Origin of the sequence: Bifidobacterium castoris, assembly GCF_003952025.1 — a bacterium.
GTDB lineage: Bacteria > Actinomycetota > Actinomycetes > Actinomycetales > Bifidobacteriaceae > Bifidobacterium > Bifidobacterium castoris.
On the sequence record NZ_QXGI01000008.1, the window covers coordinates 52,173 to 73,344 of the forward strand.

The following is a 21,172-nucleotide window of genomic DNA, read 5'->3' on the forward strand; positions in this document are numbered from 1 at the left end:
CGCATGGTCACAGCGGCGCAACTGACCGACAAGCACCGTCGTGACCAAGTGCGGCTCGCCATCACCGCCGACTCGCAGGCCCGCCGCCTATGGGACTCAACACTCGACCTGCATGACCTCAAGGGCACGCAGCCGATCTGGAAGAAAACCATGATCGACCTGCTCGCCCGCTGGTACCAGCTCAGCGCACGTATGGCCGCCCGCTACCTGCCGCAACACCGCGAGGCGAGCATCGGCGAGCCCGGCGACGGTGTTACCATCGCGATGCCACGGTTCGACCGTCGGCAGGCGGCCAAGGATTTCGACTGGATGGGCGCCACGAATGTGCTGTGGCACTTGGCCAAGGGGCAGACCGAGGAGGCGGCGTGGGCCGCGGCACGCAGCCTGTTCCTCGGCCAATTCCATGAGGCGGTGCTCACCGGCGGCCGCCGCACCATCCAGGAATGGGCGAAAAAGGATCCACGCGCCACCGGCTGGAGGCGCGTGTCCGACGGTGACCCGTGCGCGTTCTGCGCGATGCTCGTCTCCCGAGGCCCTGTCTATCTGAGCGAGAAAACCGCGCTCAAGGCGGACACACCAAGCGGCAAATATCACAATCGGTGTGGGTGCACCGTCGAGGTCGTGTACGGCGACTGGCGACCCACCGAACAGGAGCAGCAGTGGATCGACGACTACTACCGTGCCGCCGAACGGTTCCCCAAGGGTGAGAAGACATGGCAGAACATCCTGCCCATCATGAGAGACAAAGGCAGGTTCAGGGATTCGCCTAACGTTCGTACACCGAAGCCATCTGGCGGCAAGAGGGTGACATTGGCCCGAATTGTCGGATCTGGATCACATGCGGAGCCATCTGGTAAACGACAGATAGTGCGTGTGGTCGCACAGTTCCCGCCAAAACATGGAACGTCGCCGATCCCAGTGGCCATCAGTGATGAAGTTCAGGGACACATCCTGCATGGAGATGGTAGGAAAGGCGGGCATCTACATGGTTCAGGAATTCTGAGAAAAACGGAATTTCCAGCGCAATGGGATGAAGCTCGGATTATGGACTGCGTCTATGAAACCGTCCGGTCGCCCACATGGGTCATGCCACCTCGCGATGAGCATGGACTCACCGTTTTCGGTAAGGAAATCGACGGTGTCCAGATTGAGGTCAAAGCATATTTCAGGGATGGACGGTTTGAGATTGACCGAGCATACCCAATTGGAGGGGACGGTGTGACCAGAAACACTGAAAATGGTAGAATAAAGGTAGCAAAGTCAAAGAAACGCCAATGGAAGGGGATCTCATGAGCATTCAATATGAGGATCTGTTCCCTATGGCCGAATCTAGCATGGCTGCCTCCGCCTGCACTGACGAAATCCGTAGGGACATCATGCAGGATGCGATTGATTGCGGAGAACCGGATTTAGCCATTATCGATGCGTTGGATATTGCCGGTGATGATATGCAACGACTATCGCATTTCCCCCAGCAGGTGCGCGACTTGGCCAATGATCCAGAATGGCCGGAATTCCATCGATTCCGAGACACCCTGAACAAGGTCGAATTCAACAACTGAACAGCAGTACAAAACTTTTCCCCATCGGCCAGTGGCGGGTGGGGATTTTTGTTGCCCGCAGGCCGGGCACGGAACCCACAACAGGAAGGATGCCATCATGGCTGACAACCAGAACGACGACCCCGAGCAGGACGGGACGGGAACGGGGGCGCAACCCGACCCGGCGGCGTCTGAACCGCAGGAGCCACAGAACCCGTGGGGCGATGATTTCGACGCGGACAAGGCATGGAAGCTCGTGCAGCATTTGCGTGAGGAGAACAAGGATCTCAAGGACAAAAACCGCGCCTATGAGGACGAGAAGCTCTCCGAGCGGGAGAAAGCCGACCGTGATCTCGCCGAGACGAAAGCCGAACTCGACCGGTTGCGTCTCGCGAAGACGCTCGCGGAGATCCGCGCCAAGCATCCATCCCTGTCCGAGGAAGACATGGAGTTCCTGGGCTCAGGCAGTCCGGAGGAACTCGAAGCCAAGGCCGCGAAGCTCGCGGCACGACTCAAACCGGCAGCGCCGGATGGGCCGGAGCATCTCAACCCGCTGCGCCGCCAACCCACCGGCGGCATCGACCCGACCGGCAATGGCAGGCCACGCGATTTCATCCGCGAAGCATTGCGCGCAGCACAACACTGAACATCCATAACCTTTTAGGAAGGAACCCCCATGGCAGAGAATTTCGCCAATGCGATCAAGCGTTCCGATCTGGGTGACGCCCTCATTCCGAACGAACGCTCCACCGAGATCATCCAGACACTGCCCCAGCAGTCCGTCATCGCGAACCGCGCCAAGCGCGTCACAATGAGCAAGGCCAAGAAGGAACAGCCGGTGCTCGCCAGCCTGCCCGAAGCATACTGGGTCGCCGAAGGCGGTCTCAAGCAGACCACGAAGACCGGGTGGGAGGACGTGACCATCAGCGCCGAGGAACTCGCGGTGCTCGTCCCGATCCCCGACTCCGTGGTCGAGGACGCCGACATCGACCTGTGGGCCGCGATCCGCCCGCTCATCGCCGAAGCGTTCGGTAAGAAGATCGACGAAGCCGCGATCTTCGGCGTCGACAAACCCACCACATGGGGCACCGACATCCTCGCCGGCGCCACGGCCGCGAAGAACACCATCGCCGCCGGAACCGGCACGGATTTCGCCGCCGACGTCGCCGCGCTCGGCCAGAAGATTGCCGAACAGGGCTTCGCCATCAACGGGTTCGCCTCCAAGGCCGGACTCAACTGGCAGCTCATCGGCCTGCGTGACGCCAACGGACAGCCGGTGTACTCGCCCAGCATCGCCGAAGGACAGCCCAGCCGCCTGTACGGGTACGACCTTAACGAGGTCACCAACGGCGCATGGGACCCCACCAAGGCTGAGCTGCTCGCCGCGGACTGGAGCAAGTTCGTGTACGGCGTGCGCCAGGACATGACGTTCAAGATCTTCGACCAGGGCATCATCTCCGACGCCGACGGCAAGGTCGTGTACAACGCCATGCAGCAGGACTCCAAGATCATGCGCGTGGTCATGCGTGTCGGTTTCGCGGTCGCCAATCCCATGACACGTCTGGTCGCCAAGGGCAAGCAGTATCCGGCCGGTTTCATCACACCCGCCGCGGCCGGCGCCTCCGCCAAGGCCTGACCATGACGCTGCAGCCATTCGCGACCGTCGATGAATTGGCCGAATGGCTCGGCGAACCCATCGACGAGGAACCAGACCAGCGGCGCGCAACACGCGTGCTACGCGCCGCCTCCAACCTCGTACGCTCCTACACACGCCAACAATGGGCGGACGAGCACGGCAAACTATGCGAGGGACTGCCCGAGGCGCTCGCGGACGTGACCCTATCCTGTGCGGCCCGCTACTACGTGAACCCGAACGCGGAGACGCAATGGACCAGCCAGATCGATGACGCGATGGACGGTGGCGGCCGCAAGGTCGAATCGTCCGGCATCTATCTGACCGAAAGCGAGCAGCGCATGCTCGACACCGTGCGTGAACAGGTGTCGGGCGTGGTCGCCAAAAGCGTCGCGTCCATCGCGACCACACGCGGTGACGCCGACGGGTATACGCGGGACGGGGGTGTCCCATGGTTCGTCGTCAACGGATTATGAGCACCCTCGCGCGCGGCCGGTCGGACGCGTTGCGCCTTATGGGCGACATATGCACGGTGTCCCGTCCGACCGGCCGGTTCGAGGTCGACCCCGACACGGGGGTCACCACGCCGGTCGTGGATGTCATTTACCACGGGGCGTGCCGTGTGCAGACCGCCGGCGGCGTGGCCAGTCAGGTCGTCTCCGCCAGCGGCGACAGCACGAACGTGGGTGGCAACGTGCCCGTGTGGAGCCTGTACCTGCATCTGCCTTACACCGCGACCGGATGCCGGCCGGGAGACATCGCACACATCGACTCCAGTATGGACGCCGCTCTGGTCGGTGCGCGCCTGCGGTTGGTGAACCTGCAATCCGAGAAGACGTTGGCGACTGCGGCCCGGTGGAACGTGTCGCAGATGCCACGGGAAGCGGAGGCGACCGATGAATGACGCATCACAACTGGCCGCGTTCGCCTCGAAACTGCGGCTCGCCCCGTCGAGGAAACGGGTGAAGATCGAGGCGACCACGAACAAGGCCGCGCTCAAGATCAAACAGGCGGTCATCGCCGACTTGCGCACCTCGTCGAATCCGGGTATCGCGCGGATTCCCATCGAATACGAGACCCCGTTCCTGAGCGCGCCCATGCAGGTGACCGTCGCCATCGGCCCGGCCGCGAAAGCGGGCGGGTTGGCGAACATAGCGTTCTTCGGCACCTACAAGGGTGGCGGCCGCCACCAATTCTATGAGCACGCCGAAGCCGAACTCGACACGTGGAAACACTATCTGAGCGAGGCGATGGAGGGATTGGACTGATGGTCACGTATCTGCAGGCGCGCACACAGGTCCTCGCCCTCGTTCCCCCGCTCAAAGGGTGGCGCGTGTGGAGGGGAGTGCCCGCGCAGGGCGAAAGCCCTCCATGGGTGGTCGTCTCATTTTCCGAATTCGAACGGCAGTCCACCGAATCGTTGGCCACGACCTCGCATGTGGGGCGCCTCGACATCCGTGTCGTGGGCGAGACCGACGAATCCATCGGCATCGTGTGCGGCAAACTGCAGGCCGCGCTCGACGGCGCATACCCCGGCCGCGGGTTCAGCCGTCTGGTGCCCGAACGTGATTCGGGCGTCTATTCGGCAGAACTCGTCTCCCCATTGACCGGCAGCCCGTTCGCGATGCGGGTGCTCACCTGGACGGTCGGCTGGGCCAACTGAACCCTGTAGTAACCAATCAACAACCCATCAAGGAGAATGCTATGAGCAACGAAGTGTCCGCCTCGCTCGAGGACGGCATGGTCAAGACCGTGTTCGTGCCCACCATCAAGGACATCAAAGCGCCCACCGTGGCGGAATTGACCGGCAACGGTGTGCTGGACATGTCGATGTGGCTGACCGGTGACGGTTTCCAGGCCACGCACGGACAGAACATGATCGACGACGACCGCGAAGGCTCCGCCGAGGTCGGTCAGATTCCCGGACAGGAGACATGGACCGACACGCTGCTGCGCGTCGTGGACAACATCAACCGTGTCGACGCGGCCGGCAAGACCGTGGACAACACGCTCGTCGAGACCCTCACGCGCGGCAAGACTGGTTATTTCGTGCGCCGCCGTGGCCTGCCCAGTGATGAGGCGTTCGCCGCCGGTCAGAAGGTCAGCGTGCTGCCTATCAGATCGGTATCAAGACGCCGGTCGCGCATGCCGTCAACCAGCGTCAGCTGAGCCAGATCACATTCAGTGTGTCGCCGGGCGCGCAGGACGAGACCGCGACCGTCGCCGCCAATGCCGGCGCCTGACCGCCAACCACACACAACGGGGCCGCCCGCACCGCACGGTGGGGCGGCCTCCACATAGGTAAGGGGATCACATGCTACCTACGATTACACGCCCCACTGGCACGATCGAGATCGTCACCGACCTCGACACCCTCAACCAGTCACGCGAGTTGTCAAAGAAATTGGAACAACTCGAAACCGAACCCACCAGCGGGCTGACCGAAAAAGAACTGTCCACGCGCGCCGGCAACGCGAAGAAACTACGCAAGGACCTCGAACAGGTCGTGCGCACCATCCGTGAGCATACGCTCATCCTTGAGGTGCGGGGATTGAACGCGAGCATGTGGGAACAGCTCGTCGCCGCGAACACCAGCATGGAAGACGGGCAACCGAAACAGGACATGCTCGCGTTGATTCGTGACGCGGTGACCCATATGGCCACCGGCGCGCACATGCAACCCACCCCTGACGAACCATTGGAATTCAACGAGGCGGAACTGTCCGGCCTGCTTGACCAGATGCCCGACAGCCAACTGGTCTCCATGATGCCGATCGTGCAGCAACTCAACACTCCCGCGGTCTCACTCCCAAAAGCCTGAACCTCGACCGGCTCGCCCAACGCATCGCCGACGATCCCATGCTTCGGGCGTCCCTGCGCACGGCGCGCACACTCGGCATCAGCTACAAACGTTTCCGCGGCTGGACGCCCAGTGAGGGCGACACCGTGGAATGGGACGGATGCGAGCAGGCATGGATGCTCGCCCTCGATCTCTACGAACAAACCCATGTATGCCCTCTGTGCGGCATGGATCCCGGCATCTGCCACGATGAGGAAAAATTCAACCAGCTGTTCGACGGGGCGGACGTGTACATGTGTTTCGCTTCACAGGCCAGAGAATTCGCTATGCAGAAATACGCGAAAAGCGGTGTCGTTGAAGCGCCCCACTCGCAGACCACACGGCTGAAACCCCGACACTAGAAGGAGACACGCGATGGCGGTGAACGAGAACATCATGGTCCGTCTGACGGCCAACATCTCGGATTATTCCGCGAAAATGCAGACCGCCGCAGCCCAGACCAACCAGTTGGCCACCACCATCGTCAAACCCACCAACCGTGCCAAACAATTCGAGACCGCAGCCACCAAGGCCGGCATGGCCGTCGGTGCCATGAGCCTGGCGTTCGGCGTCTCCGCTGTCAGGATGTTTGCGGATTTCGACGAGGCGATGAGCGAGGTCCAGGCCAACACCGGCGCCACCGGCGATGAACTCGAATCGTTGAAGAACGCCGCCCTGGACGCGGGCAAAAGCACCGTCTACAATGCGACCGAATCCGCGAACGCGATCAATGAGCTCGCCAAGGCGGGTATGAGCACCGCCGACGTGTTGAACGGTGGCCTGTCCGGCGCGTTGAATCTCGCTGCCTCGGATGGCATGGAAGTCGCCGCGGCCGCGGAACTCATGAGCTCGGCCTTGGCGCAGTTCAAACTCGAAGGCAAGGACGCCGGGGCGGTCGCCGACGCGCTTGCCGCCGGCGCCGCCGCCGCACAAGGTTCCGCATCCGATCTGGGGTACGCGCTCTCGCAGGCTGGTCTGGTCGCCAACTCGTTCGGCATCTCGATGCAGGAGACCGTCGGCGCGCTCTCATTGTTCGCGAACACCGGCATGATCGGCAGCGACGCGGGCACCAGCCTCAAATCGATGCTCCAGCGTCTGGCCGGCCCATCCAAAGAGGCTGCGCGCACGATGGAGGAGCTCGGCATCAACGCGTACGACGCGTCCGGCCAATTCATCGGACTCGAAGCACTGGCCGGCCAATTGCAGGAGCGTATGGGCGGCCTGTCGATGGAACAGCGCAACGCGGCGATGAACATCATCTTCGGCGCGGACGCGGTACGAGCCGCCAACGCGCTCTACGAGGCCGGCGCCAGTGGTGTCGCTCAGTGGACGAAGACCGTATCCGAGTCGGGTGTGGCCGCGAAGATGGCCGCCGCGAAAACCGACAACCTCAAAGGCGACCTCGAACAGTTGAGCGGCGCGTTCGAGACGGCGCTGATCAAAACCGGTTCCGGCGCGAACGATGCATTGCGGGATATTGTGCAGGGCATCACCGGTGTCGTGGACGCGTTCGCGAGCCTCGACGAGGGCACACAGCAGTTCATCGTCAAAGCCGGCATCATGGTCGGTGCCGTCGCAGGCATGCACAAAGTGTTCGGAGATTTGCAGAACTCCAGCAGTGCGGTTGGTAAAAATCTGGGTCTGGCATTGGACCCGATTCAGCGGCTGCAGACCGCTGCACCATTGGTGTCGGATGGCATGACGCAGGTGTTCTCCGCCATGCGGTCGAGTGCTCGCGGTGCGGAGCTCATGTCGAACGGCATGACCCGCGCGCAGACAGCCATGAGCGGTGTGAAAAGCATCGGCTCTGGCGTAATGAACCTGTTCGGCGGCCCGTTTGGCATCGCATTGACCATCGCCGGTATCGGACTGGCCAACTATGCGAAAAAGGCACAGGAGGCCAAAGCCCGCACGCAGGAATTGCAGTCAGCCATCGAATCCGGTGCGAACGTATCCGAGCAGATGGTCAAACAGGCGCAGTCCGTGGACTACGGTTGGTACGACCGATGGAAGACTGGTGTCGATAACCTGTCGGGTGCGCTCGACAAGGCAGGCGTGAGTATGAGCGAATTCGTGCTCGCCGCACAGGGTGACACCGGCGCACTGGACAAAATCAACAAAATCATTGATGAATGGTCTGGATACGATTCCGACACGGCTGAATTCAACATTGCTCGCGTCATGAAATCCGATCTGGCAAACCTGACCGCCGCGTATGACGAGGCGAACCAGAAAGCCGACGAGGCTAAGCAGGCCAATGAGGAACTCGCTACAGCCACCGGCAAGACCGGGGACGCCGCCCAGGATGCGGCCGACGGCACCAGTGAGCTCACGGCGGCGATGGAGGAATCTCAAAAAGCGGCTGAGGAGTACGCGGACGCCGTCGACGATCTCATCGACAGTCTGTTCGCTATGGCCGCTCCCGCGTTGAGCGCCGCACAGGCACAGGTGCAACTTGATGAGAGCATCCGCGAAACCGTGGAAAACCTCACCAAACAAGGTCGCGTGCTCGACGAGAACGGCAACTACCTCGAGGGCCTTCAAAAAGAAGGTGAGGAAACGAAAACCGCATTGTACGGGCTCGCTGGCCAAGCACAGGACACCGCGATAAAATTCCTCGAAGAAGGACAAGCGACCGGCGACATGGAAGGCGCAACCCAGCGTGCCGGTGATGCGCTCAACAATGCGCGCGAAGCGTTCATCAAAGCGGCCACGGCCGCAGGTATCAGCAGTGAGAAAGCCAACGAACTCGCCGACACCTACGGATTGACCCGAGACGAAACCGAAAACCTCAAGAAACAACTCGAGGAACTCGAAAAAACCAACCCAAATCCCAAGGTCAACGTTGATATTCAACCGGCCCAGTCCGCGCTCGGTGAACTCGCGTCGAAAACCACGAGCCTGCCCAACGGCAATGTGTTGATTTACGCGAACAACCAGCCGGCCATGCTGCAGATCGCCGAGGTAGTCGGCGCGAAGATCGACCCGAAAACTGGCCAGATCACTGCGGACAAAGCGCAATACGACGCGATATTGGCGCTCGCGAACGGTGCGAAACTTAACCCGAAGACCGGTGAGCTGCTGGGCGACAACAGCAAATACTGGCAGAGCGTCTGCAAGGCTAATGGGTGGACGATCGATGAGAAGACCGGTGTCATCAAGGGTGACAATGGTCATGCGTTGAAGAGCGTGGACGAGGTCAACAACAAAAAGGTCATCGACAAGTATTTCACGATTTCGGACAACGGGAGCGCGCAGTTGAACATCAACCGCGTGGCGTCGTTGGACGCGATGCAGATCGCGGACAAAACGTACACGATCACCGAACGGCTCGTGCAGATGCGTGAAAGCATCGACAAGGGTCAGGCGCCGCATGTTTTCGCTGGCAAAGCCACCGGCGGGTATGTGTCCGGTCCAGGTACGGGCACGTCGGACAGCATCCTGAACTGGCTATCCAATGGTGAATTCGTCACGAATGCGCGTAGTACGGCGAAATACCGTCGTGAATTGGAGGCCATCAACGGCGGCTACTACGAGCAGTTGCGTGCTGCGTCCGGGTATGCGGCCGGCGGCTATGTGCAGGCGACTCCTGCCGCACCGTATGTTGAGGAGCGGAAGGCCGAGTTGGCTGCGCGGACGGTGTTCAACCAGACGGTGACGAACAATTTCACGGCCAACAGTTCGCCGTATGTGCAGGCGGAGTTGACGGCTGCGAAACTGCGCATGAACACGCGCACCCTGCTGGGCGCCAGTCGATAGGAGGCATCGCATGAGTGTGGTGACATTGAGCGCGCCCGGTATTCCGGACGCGCTCATCGACGGGTCGGCGGATGCGCACGGCATGATCCTTCGCGGCTTGTCCGGGTGGTTGACGACCCCGGTGGCGAAGGTCGATGTGTCCGAACGGTTGTCGGGTGATGGCGCGCATGATGTGCAGGCCGCGCAGATCCTGTACTCGGCGCGCACTGTCACTATTGAATACCGGCTGCTCGCCGACACGGCGGACGATCGGCAGCAGGTGCTCGACATGCAGACACATTTACGCATGTTCCTGCACCGCAGCACTCGTATCCGTGTGCAGGACGGCGGCCACGACCTGTATTGCGAGGGGTACGTCGACTCGATTGACAGTGAGCAGAGCGTGCAGAATGTGAATTGGCAGTTTTTGGCCGGTCAGATGAGCATCGTGTGCACGAGGCCTGAACTCCTGTCGACGTTGTCGCGTGGTTGCCAGTTGCAGTGCGCGAGCCTCGAGGACGGGTCGGGCGGCCTGTCGTACTATCCGCAGGAGGATTTTCTCGCGACCGGGTGGGAGGGCGACCCCAACAACAGTGTGAGCGTGTTGTTCGACACGTTGGAGGGGGACGACGGCTTGCACTATCCATTGACGTATTATCTCGATGATGACGAGACGTCCGCATCGAACACTGGCGTGGTCACCAACAATGGGTCGAGCCGCGCCTATCCGGTGTTCCGTGTGCACGGTCCCATGCCGGACGGTGTGGACCTAGAATTCCCCGGCACCGGATTGCGGCTGTGCACCTCGCTGCCGGTGTACGCTGGCAGTCCGCTCATATTGGACTCGCGCACCCGCACCGCAAGCGTCAACGGCGTCGACGTGTCCGAAACACTCCTCGACCGCGGTTTCCCCATAGTGCCCCCGCAGGGCGGGCTGAGCGTATTGCTGCGCACGGTCGGCAATGGCTGGATAGACATCGAATCCCACGACACATACATGTAGAAGGAGCAGATCATGGTGGATACCACGGCATTGGGTGTCAGCGCCGTCCGCAAGGATGCTGGCGGCTGGCAGGGCGTCGACTCGCTCACACACCGTAAGATCATCGAATCGCATTGGGCGTCCACGGGCATCGTCTGCGGATTGGGCGTCAGCGCGTCGGACGCGCTCCAATACCCGGTTGCCGCCGGTGTGGCCGTCACGAGCCGTTCCGGCACCGACGGAGCCATGGAAGCGTATTACGCCGGGGGAGTCGCCCCTGCGGTCGAGGCGAACCAGGCTGCGAATCCGCGTATCGACTGCATCTGGCTGCAGGCCCACAATCAGAAGAACCTCCAAGACGTCGACAATCTCGTGGTTATCGGGGTCACGCAGGGCACGCCTGCAGCCAGTCCGACCAAACCCACACCTCCGGCGGGTGTGACTGTGCTCTCTTACATGCAGGTGCCCGCCAACAGCACCAGTTTGCGCAACGCGACCCGTGTGGGGGAAATCGATTACGCGGTCCCCTACGGGGTGGCGCAGGGGCTGATCGCGTCCGCGCAGCTCAAACAGGACACGACCCTGAACAGCACGCAGCAGGAATGGTGCCGCGTGCAGGTCAACCTGCCCACGGACCGTTACCTTGAATGCGTGATCACGATCTGCGCGAGTGCGGCTGGCGCTAATGGTGCGGGCGATTTGAGCAAATACAGCGAGGTGGGCGGGCAGGTGTACATCGACGGCAACCCCCTCGGTGATTTTTTCAACTATTGTTTCCGTGGCGCGTGGGAACCATACCAGTTCCGTACGAATGTCTGGTGCGGCCGTGGCGTGCACACGGTCAGCGTCAAATGCCGGGTCGGCTACGGGATGAACGCCAATGTGCATTACAACGGCAGCTGGTCGGGCATCAAACTCGACGTCATCGACCAGGGCGTCAAACAATAACATAAGGGCGGTGGGTATGGTGTGGTGCAGTTGGGTGTTCGAGACCATGACCGGGGTGATCCACGCGCCCATCGACTTGCCAAAATTCGCGTGGAGCGTGGACGTGTCCGACTCGTCGCTCGCCACCCTCAAAGACAAGGGCGTCGGCGACCTCGACCTGTCGGGGGTGACGGTGCCGTGGGGGTCGGTGCCGGGCGACACCATGCAGGCCAAACGCCGCATCCTCGCCCCGGACCGGTATGGCATCATGCTCGCATGGGCGTCCCAGCATGACCTCGACATGGGGTTGATTGGCAAACCGGTCGTCGCCGCGAGCATTGGCGTACGCACCGACACCGCCATCGACACCAGTTTCAACCTCACCTCGCCGTTCGGACTGCTCGATCACCGCTACCTGGTGCGCGAAGGAAAATATGGCACCGGGAAAAACGGTACGAGCCCCGACTCGATCAAGTTCACGAATCTGTCGTATCGGGGTATAGCGAGTGAGATTGGATGGCAATGCACGGATGCGAAACCATCCGGTGCATTGCCTATCGACTGGACCTATCGTGGCGAACGTGGGACGCGCACCCGCGAATATTCCGCATGGGACATTCAGAACAACGGGTGCCGCAAACTGCTCACCGATTTGTCGAACATTCAAAACGGTCCCGACATGCAACTGCGCCCCTATCTGCCCGATCAGGGGCATCTGCGGTTTGCGTTCCTGGCCGGTTCCGACAGTGACATCTGGCTGGGCCAAAAGGAAGTGCATTCGCTCGGGTATGCGCCGTATGCGGGCGCGTTGGACGAGCTGACCGTCGACCATCTGGGTGCGGTGCACCGCGTGTATGCGAGCGGTGCTGGCACGGACGCGGCGCAGATCACCGCGGTCGCCGAGGACCTCACGCTATTGCGCAAGCCGGGCGTCAATTGGCCGTTGCGTGAATCCACGTATTCGGATTCCGACACCGACAACTTGGCGGTGCTCAAAGCGCATGCGGCCGGCATGCTCGCGGCGAACGACAGGCCTCTCATGCAGATCACCGCCAGCGTGTACGCGGCCGACACCAACACAGACGGTGCGCAATCATTCCCGGTCGGGGACATCTGGCCGGGTGAACTCGTCAAACTCGACATCCGCGACTACCCGCCATTGCCGGATGGCGTATACAGCACACGGCTGATGCGCATGAGCGGTGACAACACCAACAAAATTGAACTCGTGTTCGACGTGATGGAGGACATCAGCGTCTAGTAGGGGAGGAGACCGTATGGCGCAGCATCTGCAAATCAAAATCGACCCGGACACCCTCGCCATGCAGGTCGCGCAGACCGCATTGCGCACCGCTCAGGAAAACCAGACACGCAAGGCGGCGAACGTGTATGTGCCGAGCGGGGATGGGACGGGTGTGCTCATCGGTGATACCGCGGAAAACGGTGGTATCAGCCGCTACGATCCCGAATCTGAGACGCAGTCGCCCTTATGGGAGGGTATCAGCCAGGAGGAGTTGGACGCGAAGGCCTCCGAGATCCTCGGTGCCGCGTCGGCGGATACGGCCGCGCAGATCACGATTGTCAATCAGACGATCAATGAGGCGCAGCAGGCGATTGAGGCGAATCGTGAGGGGCTTGAGGCGGAGGCGTATCTGCGTGCGGAGGGTGACAAGGCCGCGCAGGAGACTGTGGCCGCGGTCAGGGGCGAGACCGAGAAGCTCAAGGGTGATTACGCCGGCATGGCGACGGACGTCGCCAGCGTGAGGCAGGACGTGCTCGACACGGTGTCGCGGGTGGAAGCTGTGGAGGGCGTGCAGGAGCAGCAGGCCAAGGACATCAGTACAGCGGCCTCGACCGCGGCCAGTGCGAAGACCTCGGCGGAGAGCGCGGAGCGTACCGCGGACGCGGCGAAACAGCTCGCAACGGACAATGCCGCGAAGACCATCACCGGAAGCACGATTGAGTATGCGATTGGCGGCGCTACTGCGGCGCCGACGAGCGGGTGGACGACGGACAGTGTGACGCGGCCGGCGGGTGCGACGGTGTGGATGCGCACACGTATCACGTATGGTGACGGGCGAACGACGGTGACGGGTGCGACGCCGGTGACCGGCGATACGGGTCCCATGGGCCAGCAGGGTATCCAAGGTGTGCCGGGCGCCACCGGCCCGCAGGGCCCGCAGGGTGAGACGGGCCCGCAGGGCGACAAGGGTGAGGATGGTGTGACCCGGTACGCGTATTTCGCCTATGGCACGTCTGCGTCGGGCGCTAATTTCAGCAAGGAGCCGACCGCGCAGTCCACGTATATCGGTGTGTGCGTGTCCACGAGCGCGACACAGCCGACCGATCCGAGCGAATACACGTGGAGCCTGACCAAGGGCAACACCGGTGCGCAGGGACCGCAGGGCCCTCAGGGTGTGGCCGGCGCGAAGGGCGACGTGGGCGAGGACGGCAAAACCTACTACACGTATTTCGCCTATGGCACGTCTGAGGCCGGCGCGAATTTCAGCACGGCGCCGACCGCGAGCAGTACATACATGGGCGTGTGCATCACGCTGTCCGACTCGCAGCCGACCGACCCGAGCGAATACACGTGGAGCCTGACCAAGGGCAACACCGGTGCGCAGGGGCCGCAAGGCCCACAGGGCGCGACGGGTGCTACCGGTCCGCAGGGCGCCACAGGTGCGACTGGTGTGAGCGTGACCGCGCTCACCACGTACTATGTGCTCGCCGCAAGCAAACCCGCCAAGCCGGCCGGGAAGAACCCGGAGGGCGCGTGGTCGACTACGGAGCCTGAGTTGGATCGGGCGAGCAATCTGTGGACGTCGACGCGCGTGGATTACAGCAATGGGCAGTGGGCGTGGACGGACGTCACCCAGTCCGGCGCGTACAAGATGGCGCAGGCGGCGCAGAACAGCGCCGAGGACGCGGCGAAACTCGCACAGGACGCGGACACGCTCAGCCAGACCACGGCCGGGGAGGTCGACCGCCTCGACAAAGCGCACACAATCACCGCAGCCACCGCCGCCACGGCGGCGCAGAACGCAGCCAGCGCGCAGGCGTGGCTCAATGTGTTGTCCTCGCAGGTGGAGGAACTGCTCTATAACGGTGGGTTCGAGCATGGTGGGGACGGGTGGACGACGAACATAGCAGCGTCCGCTGGGTTCGTCCAGCAGTCCCCGTGGTGCCGGAGTGGTTCGTGGCGCGCGTATCTCAACGGCAGTGCGGGCACACGCGAACTGGTCAGCACGCACCCGGTCGCGGTGACGGTGGGCGACCGGTACCGTTTCCGTGTCTGGTACAAGCTGTTGACCGCCCTGTCGGGCAATGACAATGGTGGTCTGCGCCTGCAATACTCGGGGGACGCAACGGTCACCGACACCACCACGTGGACGGATTTCCAACCAGCCGTCAACATGGTGTTCACCGGTGACCAGTGGACCGAGGCCGTGCAGGAGGTCGTCATCCCGGACGGCGTGAAATGGATACGCGCCCGGATCGCGTTCACGACGCCCGTGGACGCGTATATCGATGACTGTTCGCTCACGGACGTCACGCTCATCCATGAGGCGCAGCGGCAGGCGGACGAGGCGACCCAGCTCGCCCGCAAACTCGAGACCGATCTGGCGAACTCGAACGCACGCCTGGAAGCCACGGAAGCGGCCGCACTTGGCGCGCAGATCACCGCGGACAGCAAGAACAAGAGGTTCGTGCTGTCCGCGCAACCGGAGTATGATCTGCTCAAACCTGGCGACGAATGGTGGCAGACGTCGAGCAAACCTCCCGAGACGTATTGGGAAGGTGAGCCGAACAATTCCGTGAGCGTGCTCGCGGATTACTCTGGTGAGGTCGAGCACATCTGGACATGGAACGGCACCCGCTGGGCTGACCTCATGCTTGCCGCGGACTCGATTTTTGTGCGTGGCACGGTGAGCGCGGGCCTCGTGTCGGCGGATTTTTTCGACGGCGCAATCGTCAGGGGCGGCGCTTTCCTTACGAGCAATGAGCGCATCCAGCTCAACGACAACGGGCTCGCCATGGTGGATGCGCAGGGTAATCCTGTCGTCACCTTGGATGCGAAAACCGGTGAGGCGATCCTCCAGTCGGTGAACATCATCGGCGCGGGGCTCAGCGCACCGGCGATCAGCGGTGGCAGTATCGAGGGCGCCGACTACACGCTCGTGAGCGGCACCGGCGCGAACAAAAAGACCATCGCGCGGATCAACCCGGACGGCATCATATTCGGCAACCATTTGTCGTATGCGAAAAACGATGCCGGCGAATGGGCGCTGACCCTCAAGGGAGCCATCCAGTCGGGCGGGGAGATCTCGGGTGCGGTCATCACCGCGCCCACGATCCAAACCAGCCGCGCCGAGCACACCGGCATCAAATTCACCTCCGGTGGACTCGTCGCGTTCGACACCAACCAGCAGACGTCATTCGTGCTCGGCGCTGACGGGTCGATCCGGCTCAACGGCGCCGTCATGTCTAATGGCGAGATCACCGGCGCCACTCTGCAAACCTACCCGGACGCCGACAAGGGCGTGAAGATCCGGGGCAGTGAACTCGTCGCCTACGATGACACCGGAAGGGAGATGATTAACCTTGACGGCCGCTCGGGCCGCGCCATCCTGACGGGTGGTTTGCGCACCGCCCGAGCGGGCAGTCGTATCGTCATCGGCGCCATGAACGCCGGCGACGACGTGGGACTGGCCGACATCATCTTCCAAACCGACTACGGTCAGGCGTGGGATATGAGCGGAGCGTTCGTCAGGCTTCCCGACCAGGTCGTGCCCGGCGCCGGCACCCGCCACGAGAACACACAAAGCTGGACACTGACCGTCGGCGACAACACAGCGCTTAACGTGTTCCGTCGCAGAATCGGGCTCGGCGACAACACCAGCTCGAGCGGCGCCACCAACATCTACTACACCAAGACGAGCGTGAACGCGACACGGTTCGAGATTTCGATGGCCGGCAACCCCAGCAGCGGCGACGACCCGGCGGGCGTCTACGTCAACAACCGGCGTATCGACGACCTGCCACGTGTCGTGCATTGCCGTGTCGACTATGGCAACGTCGAAAAACAGACGCAGAAGAATTTCACGTACGTGTGGCCGACGCCGTTCCCCGAAGGCACCGTCCGTGTCGTGGTCGGCTGCGAATCCAATTTGGCAGCCGCGTGCGCGCACTCGACGGCCACGAGCACGCAGATCGATCTGCACTGGTGGAATCCCAACTCGCAGGCCGCGCGTTGCGTCGTCGGCATGCTCATCGCGACAGGAGGCAACGCGAACCTATGACCACGATCACATGCGACGACGCGCAGCGGATCTGTTTCGTCACGACCGACGACGCACGCGAGCTCGCCATCCCGTACCAGGCGGTGGCGAGCTGGAAGGCGCTGCTTAACCTCGGCTCCTACGACGAGGCGCTCGACGCGATCATCGACCACACCAAACCCGGCGCCGACCCCATCGACTGGGCGGACAAGTACGAGGTGCTCGCCGGACAGGACGACCCGCAACCCGTGGCGCCCCGTATCAGCCTGTTCGCGATGCCCGCCGCGGCCTCGCAGGGGCGGTCGGCGCTGTCCGGGTTGGAGGATGTGCTCGCCGGCCTCGAACAGGATTTCGTCAATCAGGTCAAACAAGGAGGAATGAGATGACCGCCAATAATGCGAATGCGATTGGTGAGGTGGACGCGAACGCGGTCGTGGACGCGTTGTGTCGGCAGATCGCCGACCTGACGCGCCAGAACGCCGTGCTCATGGCCGCTAACGCGGCCCTACTCGCGCGAGCGAACCATATGGAGGAGGCGGGCCATGAGTGATCCGGTTGAGGTGACTAACCTGCTGCCGGATCCGAAACCGGTCGAGGCGCATGCGTGGAGGCCCGGCGCCGGCAAGGATATCAGCGTCATGAGCGACGACGGCTGGATGCGGCTGACGAATAACGCGACCGGCAATGATCGTTACGTGTACATGCGTATCCAGCTGGCGGCGGGTGCGTGGCGGTTCGGTGCAGACCTCGACGAGCCGGTCGGCACCTATGCGGTCAATGAGCTGCGTTTCATCCGGCTCAATCCGACGCAGGAGATGCAGCGCGCCACGTGGGACGGCACGCCCGGCCGGCTCGTCACGCCAGCGAATGTGCTGACTGACGCGTCGACAGTCGAGCTGCGTCTGATGGTCGGGCCGAAGGCAGGCGACGCGGTGCGCGCCCGCCGCCTGCTCGTCATGAGCGACGACGACTATCAGTCCATGCTCGACTCCGGCGTCGCATGGTTCGATGGTGACAGCATCGAACCGGGGGCTTCCTAACGGCCTGCACATGTGGATGGTCGTCATGCTCTGGCGGTGGTAGTGGGACATGTGCTCGCGGCCGTAGAAAGGGATAGTTGCAATGCTTGAACTACGTAATCTGTTGGTGAATCCGCGTCCGAGCGAGTCGGGGCCGGCGATGTGGCTCGCCTCGGGCGTGTCGATGCGCGTCGAGGCGGATACGCTCCGTCTCGAGTCTGACGGCGGGTCGGACAACGCGTTCGCCTGGCGGCAGGACACGTTGCCGGCGGGCGAATATGTTTTCGCCGCATTCCTGGAAGGGTCCAGCACTGGAGGTCTCGTTTCGTATGATCAGCGTGCTCTGGCTGTGACGACACAGGAGACTGGCTGGAGACTCAACGGCTGGGTGGAGTATGCGACGTTGATGACCAGGTATGCGTGCATGTTCCATCTGGAGCAGGCGGGCAACGTCAATTTGCGTCTGTATGCGCATTCGGCCGAGGGGTGCGCGGTGCGGTGGCGTGACATGCTGTTGTGCACGCTCGACGACTGGCTGGCATTGCGGGAGACCTCTTTTGATTATTTCGACGGCTCGCGCACGACGAGCAACGCCAAGGTCGTGTTCAACCCCGCATATATCACTTCCTAAATTCACATGCTGAAGTGGATGATTCAAGCCCGATGCGGGCCGCGTCGGACACCTAGACCATCAGGGAGGCACGGACGATGACGCTCACCCCCGGCGACTGGATTACGATCGCCAGCTGCGTGCTTGGCTCGGGCACGATCACCGTCATCGTCCAGCATGTGCTCGACTGGGTGCAGGCCACGCGCCGCCGTGAGGAGACCCCCGAGGTCAAAGCCAGGAACTGCATCTCGAGGCATTCCGCGCTGTCGATGCTCAAAACCGTGCACCGTGACTCCGTGGCGCGCGGATGGGTGCCACTCGACGATCTCGAGGAGGCGCAGGAGATCTACGACTCCTACCACACCCTAGGCGGCAACGGCGCAGGGTCGCGCATCATCCACGACCTACAGCAGATGGACAACTACCCACCCACTCATTAATCAATCAGACCCAACCCATGGGGCCGTGGCAATCCCGCCGTGGCCTTTCTCATATCCAACAAAACCAAGGAGAAAACCATGACCATGAATGGCATCGATGTCAGCAACTGGCAGGCAGGTATCAATCTCGCAGCCGTGCCTGCTGATTTCGTCATCATGAAAGCCACGCAAGGCACGACCTATATCAGCCCGGATTGTGACCGCCAGTACCAGCAGGCCAAGAAAGCTGGCCGCCTGCTCGGCGTCTACCACTACGTGAGCGGCGGCAACGCACAGGCCGAAGCTGACTTCTTCATCGACAATATCAAGGGATACATCGGCGAGGCCGTGCTCGTGCTCGACTGGGAGCAGGAACAGAACGGCGCATGGCCCGGCGTCGGCTACCTCAAGAATGTCGCGCGGCGCGTCATCGAACGCACCGGAATCAAACCGATCATCTACACGATGGCGAGCGTATACGATGACGTCGCCGCAGCGGCGAAGGAACTCGACTGTGGTTTGTGGATCGCGCAGTACGCGGACGACAATCCGACGGGCTATCAGGCGCACCCGTGGAACGAGGGCGCGTATGCGTGCGCAATCCGCCAGTACACGAGCGCGGGCCGTCTGTCCGGTTACAGCGGCGACCTCGACCTGAACATCGCGTACATGGATGCGAATGCATGGCGCACATACGCGGCGAAGAATGGCGAACCAGCTGCGGCTCCGTCCGAGTCCGCCCCGACGCCGGCGAAGAAGAGCGAGGACACCATCGCAAGCGAGGTCATCGCCGGCGCATGGGGCAACGGGCAGGACCGCGTGAACCGCCTCAAGCAGGCCGGCTACGATCCGGCCGCTATCCAAGCGAAGGTCAACGCGCGACTGGGCGCGAACAAGCCCGCCGCCCGCACCTACACGGTGCAGGCCGGCGACACCCTCTCGGCCATCGCTGCCAAGTACGGCACCACCTACCAGCAGCTTGCCACGAAAAACGGCATCGCCAATCCGAATCTGATCTATCCGGGTCAGGTCCTCAAAATCGACTGAAAGGAAAACACCGATGACCGACACCCTCGATGACACCCGTCACACCTACGACGATGCCGACCAGGCGCTGCCCGACAGCATGCCCGGCACCGTGGACCAGTATGTGCCGGTGTTCGACCCATCGGTGCGTACCGCGATCTACGTGGCGTGCACCATCCTCGGCGTGACGCTCGCCGTGGCGGCTCCGGTCGCCATCGCCGCGCATGCCGCCGAGTGGGTCACTATCCTGCTGTCCGCGATGGCCGGCGCGATCCCCACCATCGCGGCTGCATTCGGGGTCGCCTACAACCCCAACCGCCACGTCAACTAGGAATAATCCCAGAATCCTGAGAAAAACCACACGCCCCGCCCTCCCGCCAACACGGTGGGGGAGCGGGGCGTTTTTGCGTCCGCAGAGGCGCGCCGTCCGTGTGTAAAATAGATGCGCCGGCACCAGTCGGAACAAAAACGGAAAATAGGTACACCATAGGCTCACCAGTAATAGGTGCAGGTGCGAGGACACGGCCTGAGAGAACGGCTGCGGACTGTATGACAATCAGTCTTCCAAACTGATTACGCGGGTTCGATTCCCGTCATCCGCTCTCATACGTTCCAACGATTTCGCCCGAAACCCTTGGAAACATTGGATTCTTAAGATTGCTGGAGTGAGTGGAATCAAGGTGAATCGTGGCGAATTGGAATAAATCCGGAATAAGTTCCCGGCATCACCCACCACGAATGTTCGCTTTTCGCACACGCATGTTCACTAGTCACTCAAGCACAAGTGACAAGTAATCGCAGCCTTACTGCCACAAGGGTTTCAGGGCTTTACTGTTCGCTTGTCACCAGTAATACATAGACGACCCCGCGCATAATCCGGGGGTGTCGCAACCAGTCGGACGTCAAAACGTTGCAATACCAACGATTACGATTGGTTGTCAGCATGACAGGTAAACGTGATCGGTAAACCCGTGGCCGCCTCTCGCCGCCACACCGCCTAGGCAAGCGAGTGGCGTTTCACGATCCCCGCGAACACGTCACAAACCACGACCGCACCACGCTCGACATACTCGATATCGAGCGCGTGACCGTTCACTTGCAGATGCCCCGAAATGGTGCTATACTTGGCCATGTTAACCTTTCAGGCACTAACGGC

At 62.1% G+C, this 21,172-nt stretch carries 24 protein-coding genes and 1 tRNA gene; 24 read left to right on the forward strand and 1 reads right to left on the reverse strand.

Annotation, left to right across the window (positions count from 1 at the left end; translation table 11 throughout):
* Positions 1 to 3: 3 nt before the first annotated feature.
* The 24 genes from D2E22_RS08480 to D2E22_RS10605 all read left to right on the forward strand — a co-directional run bounded on the left by D2E22_RS08480 (position 4) and on the right by D2E22_RS10605 (position 20,618).
* The gene (locus D2E22_RS08480; protein ID WP_126032670.1) at positions 4 to 1,293 is read left to right on the forward strand and encodes a VG15 protein; all 1,290 of its coding nucleotides are present in this window, start codon (positions 4 to 6) and stop codon (positions 1,291 to 1,293) included.
* Positions 1,290 to 1,562: a hypothetical protein gene (locus D2E22_RS08485; RefSeq protein ID WP_126032672.1), complete on the forward strand. Its 273-nt coding sequence runs from the start codon at positions 1,290 to 1,292 to the stop codon at positions 1,560 to 1,562. The genes D2E22_RS08480 and D2E22_RS08485 overlap by 4 nt, the downstream gene beginning before the upstream one ends.
* A gap of 97 nt (positions 1,563 to 1,659) precedes the next feature.
* Entirely contained in the window at positions 1,660 to 2,187 is a 528-nt protein-coding gene (locus D2E22_RS08490) for a hypothetical protein (protein ID WP_126032673.1), read from the forward strand.
* Between the two features lie 30 nt (positions 2,188 to 2,217).
* On the forward strand, positions 2,218 to 3,177 hold the full coding sequence (locus D2E22_RS08495; protein ID WP_126032675.1) for a phage major capsid protein: 960 nt from the start codon (positions 2,218 to 2,220) through the stop codon (positions 3,175 to 3,177).
* A 2-nt stretch (positions 3,178 to 3,179) separates the two neighbouring features.
* A complete protein-coding gene (locus D2E22_RS08500; RefSeq protein ID WP_126032677.1) occupies positions 3,180 to 3,650 on the forward strand; it encodes a hypothetical protein in 471 nt (156 codons plus the stop codon).
* Complete coding sequence (locus D2E22_RS08505) at positions 3,647 to 4,078, forward strand: DUF6093 family protein (protein ID WP_126032679.1); 432 nt, start codon at positions 3,647 to 3,649, stop codon at positions 4,076 to 4,078. The genes D2E22_RS08500 and D2E22_RS08505 overlap by 4 nt, the downstream gene beginning before the upstream one ends.
* A complete protein-coding gene (locus D2E22_RS08510) occupies positions 4,071 to 4,442 on the forward strand; it encodes a hypothetical protein (RefSeq protein WP_126032681.1) in 372 nt (123 codons plus the stop codon). The genes D2E22_RS08505 and D2E22_RS08510 overlap by 8 nt, the downstream gene beginning before the upstream one ends.
* Positions 4,442 to 4,837 carry a tail completion protein gp17 gene (gene gp17, locus D2E22_RS08515; RefSeq protein WP_126032682.1) on the forward strand — a complete coding sequence of 132 codons (396 nt, stop codon included), beginning with the start codon at positions 4,442 to 4,444 and terminating at the stop codon, positions 4,835 to 4,837. Before D2E22_RS08510 ends, gp17 begins: the two co-directional genes overlap by 1 nt.
* 41 nt (positions 4,838 to 4,878) lie before the next feature.
* On the forward strand, positions 4,879 to 5,343 hold the full coding sequence (locus D2E22_RS08520) for a phage tail tube protein (RefSeq protein ID WP_126032683.1): 465 nt from the start codon (positions 4,879 to 4,881) through the stop codon (positions 5,341 to 5,343).
* Between the two features lie 145 nt (positions 5,344 to 5,488).
* Positions 5,489 to 5,995, forward strand: coding sequence for a hypothetical protein (locus D2E22_RS08525; protein ID WP_126032684.1), 507 nt, complete (start codon positions 5,489 to 5,491; stop codon positions 5,993 to 5,995).
* A gap of 38 nt (positions 5,996 to 6,033) precedes the next feature.
* Positions 6,034 to 6,375 carry a hypothetical protein gene (locus tag D2E22_RS08530; RefSeq protein WP_126032685.1) on the forward strand — a complete coding sequence of 114 codons (342 nt, stop codon included), beginning with the start codon at positions 6,034 to 6,036 and terminating at the stop codon, positions 6,373 to 6,375.
* Between the two features lie 13 nt (positions 6,376 to 6,388).
* Positions 6,389 to 9,772: a phage tail tape measure protein gene (locus tag D2E22_RS08535; RefSeq protein WP_126032686.1), complete on the forward strand. Its 3,384-nt coding sequence runs from the start codon at positions 6,389 to 6,391 to the stop codon at positions 9,770 to 9,772.
* A 10-nt stretch (positions 9,773 to 9,782) separates the two neighbouring features.
* Positions 9,783 to 10,754, forward strand: a complete 972-nt coding sequence (locus D2E22_RS08540) for a hypothetical protein (RefSeq protein ID WP_126032687.1) — start codon at positions 9,783 to 9,785, stop codon at positions 10,752 to 10,754.
* Between the two features lie 12 nt (positions 10,755 to 10,766).
* Entirely contained in the window at positions 10,767 to 11,681 is a 915-nt protein-coding gene (locus D2E22_RS08545; protein ID WP_126032688.1) for a hypothetical protein, read from the forward strand.
* Between the two features lie 46 nt (positions 11,682 to 11,727).
* Positions 11,728 to 12,921, forward strand: coding sequence for a hypothetical protein (locus tag D2E22_RS08550; RefSeq protein ID WP_241218345.1), 1,194 nt, complete (start codon positions 11,728 to 11,730; stop codon positions 12,919 to 12,921).
* 16 nt (positions 12,922 to 12,937) lie between these two features.
* Positions 12,938 to 16,963 (forward strand): collagen-like domain-containing protein, encoded by a 4,026-nt coding sequence (locus D2E22_RS08555; RefSeq protein WP_126032689.1) that lies wholly within the window; start codon positions 12,938 to 12,940, stop codon positions 16,961 to 16,963.
* Entirely contained in the window at positions 16,960 to 17,328 is a 369-nt protein-coding gene (locus D2E22_RS08560) for a hypothetical protein (protein WP_126032690.1), read from the forward strand. Before D2E22_RS08555 ends, D2E22_RS08560 begins: the two co-directional genes overlap by 4 nt.
* Positions 17,325 to 17,492: a hypothetical protein gene (locus tag D2E22_RS10600; protein WP_164518488.1), complete on the forward strand. Its 168-nt coding sequence runs from the start codon at positions 17,325 to 17,327 to the stop codon at positions 17,490 to 17,492. Before D2E22_RS08560 ends, D2E22_RS10600 begins: the two co-directional genes overlap by 4 nt.
* Entirely contained in the window at positions 17,485 to 17,982 is a 498-nt protein-coding gene (locus D2E22_RS08565) for a hypothetical protein (protein WP_126032691.1), read from the forward strand. Before D2E22_RS10600 ends, D2E22_RS08565 begins: the two co-directional genes overlap by 8 nt.
* Positions 17,983 to 18,064: 82 nt before the next feature.
* Positions 18,065 to 18,592 (forward strand): hypothetical protein, encoded by a 528-nt coding sequence (locus D2E22_RS08570; protein ID WP_126032692.1) that lies wholly within the window; start codon positions 18,065 to 18,067, stop codon positions 18,590 to 18,592.
* A gap of 77 nt (positions 18,593 to 18,669) precedes the next feature.
* Positions 18,670 to 19,011, forward strand: coding sequence for a hypothetical protein (locus tag D2E22_RS08575; RefSeq protein WP_126032693.1), 342 nt, complete (start codon positions 18,670 to 18,672; stop codon positions 19,009 to 19,011).
* Positions 19,012 to 19,089: 78 nt separating this feature from the next.
* Positions 19,090 to 20,037 carry a GH25 family lysozyme gene (locus D2E22_RS08580; RefSeq protein WP_126032694.1) on the forward strand — a complete coding sequence of 316 codons (948 nt, stop codon included), beginning with the start codon at positions 19,090 to 19,092 and terminating at the stop codon, positions 20,035 to 20,037.
* A gap of 13 nt (positions 20,038 to 20,050) precedes the next feature.
* Positions 20,051 to 20,347, forward strand: a complete 297-nt coding sequence (locus tag D2E22_RS08585) for a hypothetical protein (RefSeq protein WP_126032695.1) — start codon at positions 20,051 to 20,053, stop codon at positions 20,345 to 20,347.
* Positions 20,348 to 20,556: 209 nt separating this feature from the next.
* A tRNA-OTHER gene (locus D2E22_RS10605) sits at positions 20,557 to 20,618 on the forward strand.
* Between the two features lie 395 nt (positions 20,619 to 21,013).
* On the opposite strand, the gene D2E22_RS10890 is transcribed toward D2E22_RS10605, so the two are convergent.
* On the reverse strand, positions 21,014 to 21,148 hold the full coding sequence (locus D2E22_RS10890) for a hypothetical protein (protein ID WP_277600019.1): 135 nt from the start codon (positions 21,146 to 21,148) through the stop codon (positions 21,014 to 21,016).
* Positions 21,149 to 21,172: the final 24 nt, after the last annotated feature.

Excerpts from the sequence above, each read along its gene's own strand:
- D2E22_RS10890 (WP_277600019.1), bottom strand. The coding sequence starts at position 21,148 with ATGGCCAAGTATAGCACCATTTCGGGGCATCTGCAAGTGAACGGTCAC.
- D2E22_RS08535 (WP_126032686.1), top strand. The coding sequence starts at position 6,389 with ATGGCGGTGAACGAGAACATCATGGTCCGTCTGACGGCCAACATCTCG.
- gp17 (WP_126032682.1), top strand. The coding sequence starts at position 4,442 with ATGGTCACGTATCTGCAGGCGCGCACACAGGTCCTCGCCCTCGTTCCC.
- D2E22_RS08580 (WP_126032694.1), top strand. The coding sequence starts at position 19,090 with ATGACCATGAATGGCATCGATGTCAGCAACTGGCAGGCAGGTATCAAT.
- D2E22_RS08575 (WP_126032693.1), top strand. The coding sequence starts at position 18,670 with ATGACGCTCACCCCCGGCGACTGGATTACGATCGCCAGCTGCGTGCTT.
- D2E22_RS08505 (WP_126032679.1), top strand. The coding sequence starts at position 3,647 with ATGAGCACCCTCGCGCGCGGCCGGTCGGACGCGTTGCGCCTTATGGGC.
- D2E22_RS08545 (WP_126032688.1), top strand. The coding sequence starts at position 10,767 with ATGGTGGATACCACGGCATTGGGTGTCAGCGCCGTCCGCAAGGATGCT.
- D2E22_RS08500 (WP_126032677.1), top strand. The coding sequence starts at position 3,180 with ATGACGCTGCAGCCATTCGCGACCGTCGATGAATTGGCCGAATGGCTC.
- D2E22_RS08540 (WP_126032687.1), top strand. The coding sequence starts at position 9,783 with ATGAGTGTGGTGACATTGAGCGCGCCCGGTATTCCGGACGCGCTCATC.
- D2E22_RS08565 (WP_126032691.1), top strand. The coding sequence starts at position 17,485 with ATGAGTGATCCGGTTGAGGTGACTAACCTGCTGCCGGATCCGAAACCG.
- D2E22_RS08555 (WP_126032689.1), top strand. The coding sequence starts at position 12,938 with ATGGCGCAGCATCTGCAAATCAAAATCGACCCGGACACCCTCGCCATG.
- D2E22_RS08520 (WP_126032683.1), top strand. The coding sequence starts at position 4,879 with ATGAGCAACGAAGTGTCCGCCTCGCTCGAGGACGGCATGGTCAAGACC.
- D2E22_RS08480 (WP_126032670.1), top strand. The coding sequence starts at position 4 with ATGGTCACAGCGGCGCAACTGACCGACAAGCACCGTCGTGACCAAGTG.
- D2E22_RS08525 (WP_126032684.1), top strand. The coding sequence starts at position 5,489 with ATGCTACCTACGATTACACGCCCCACTGGCACGATCGAGATCGTCACC.
- D2E22_RS08490 (WP_126032673.1), top strand. The coding sequence starts at position 1,660 with ATGGCTGACAACCAGAACGACGACCCCGAGCAGGACGGGACGGGAACG.
- D2E22_RS08495 (WP_126032675.1), top strand. The coding sequence starts at position 2,218 with ATGGCAGAGAATTTCGCCAATGCGATCAAGCGTTCCGATCTGGGTGAC.
- D2E22_RS08550 (WP_241218345.1), top strand. The coding sequence starts at position 11,728 with ATGACCGGGGTGATCCACGCGCCCATCGACTTGCCAAAATTCGCGTGG.
- D2E22_RS08510 (WP_126032681.1), top strand. The coding sequence starts at position 4,071 with ATGAATGACGCATCACAACTGGCCGCGTTCGCCTCGAAACTGCGGCTC.
- D2E22_RS08530 (WP_126032685.1), top strand. The coding sequence starts at position 6,034 with ATGCTTCGGGCGTCCCTGCGCACGGCGCGCACACTCGGCATCAGCTAC.
- D2E22_RS08570 (WP_126032692.1), top strand. The coding sequence starts at position 18,065 with ATGCTTGAACTACGTAATCTGTTGGTGAATCCGCGTCCGAGCGAGTCG.
- D2E22_RS08585 (WP_126032695.1), top strand. The coding sequence starts at position 20,051 with ATGACCGACACCCTCGATGACACCCGTCACACCTACGACGATGCCGAC.
- D2E22_RS08560 (WP_126032690.1), top strand. The coding sequence starts at position 16,960 with ATGACCACGATCACATGCGACGACGCGCAGCGGATCTGTTTCGTCACG.
- D2E22_RS10600 (WP_164518488.1), top strand. The coding sequence starts at position 17,325 with ATGACCGCCAATAATGCGAATGCGATTGGTGAGGTGGACGCGAACGCG.
- D2E22_RS08485 (WP_126032672.1), top strand. The coding sequence starts at position 1,290 with ATGAGCATTCAATATGAGGATCTGTTCCCTATGGCCGAATCTAGCATG.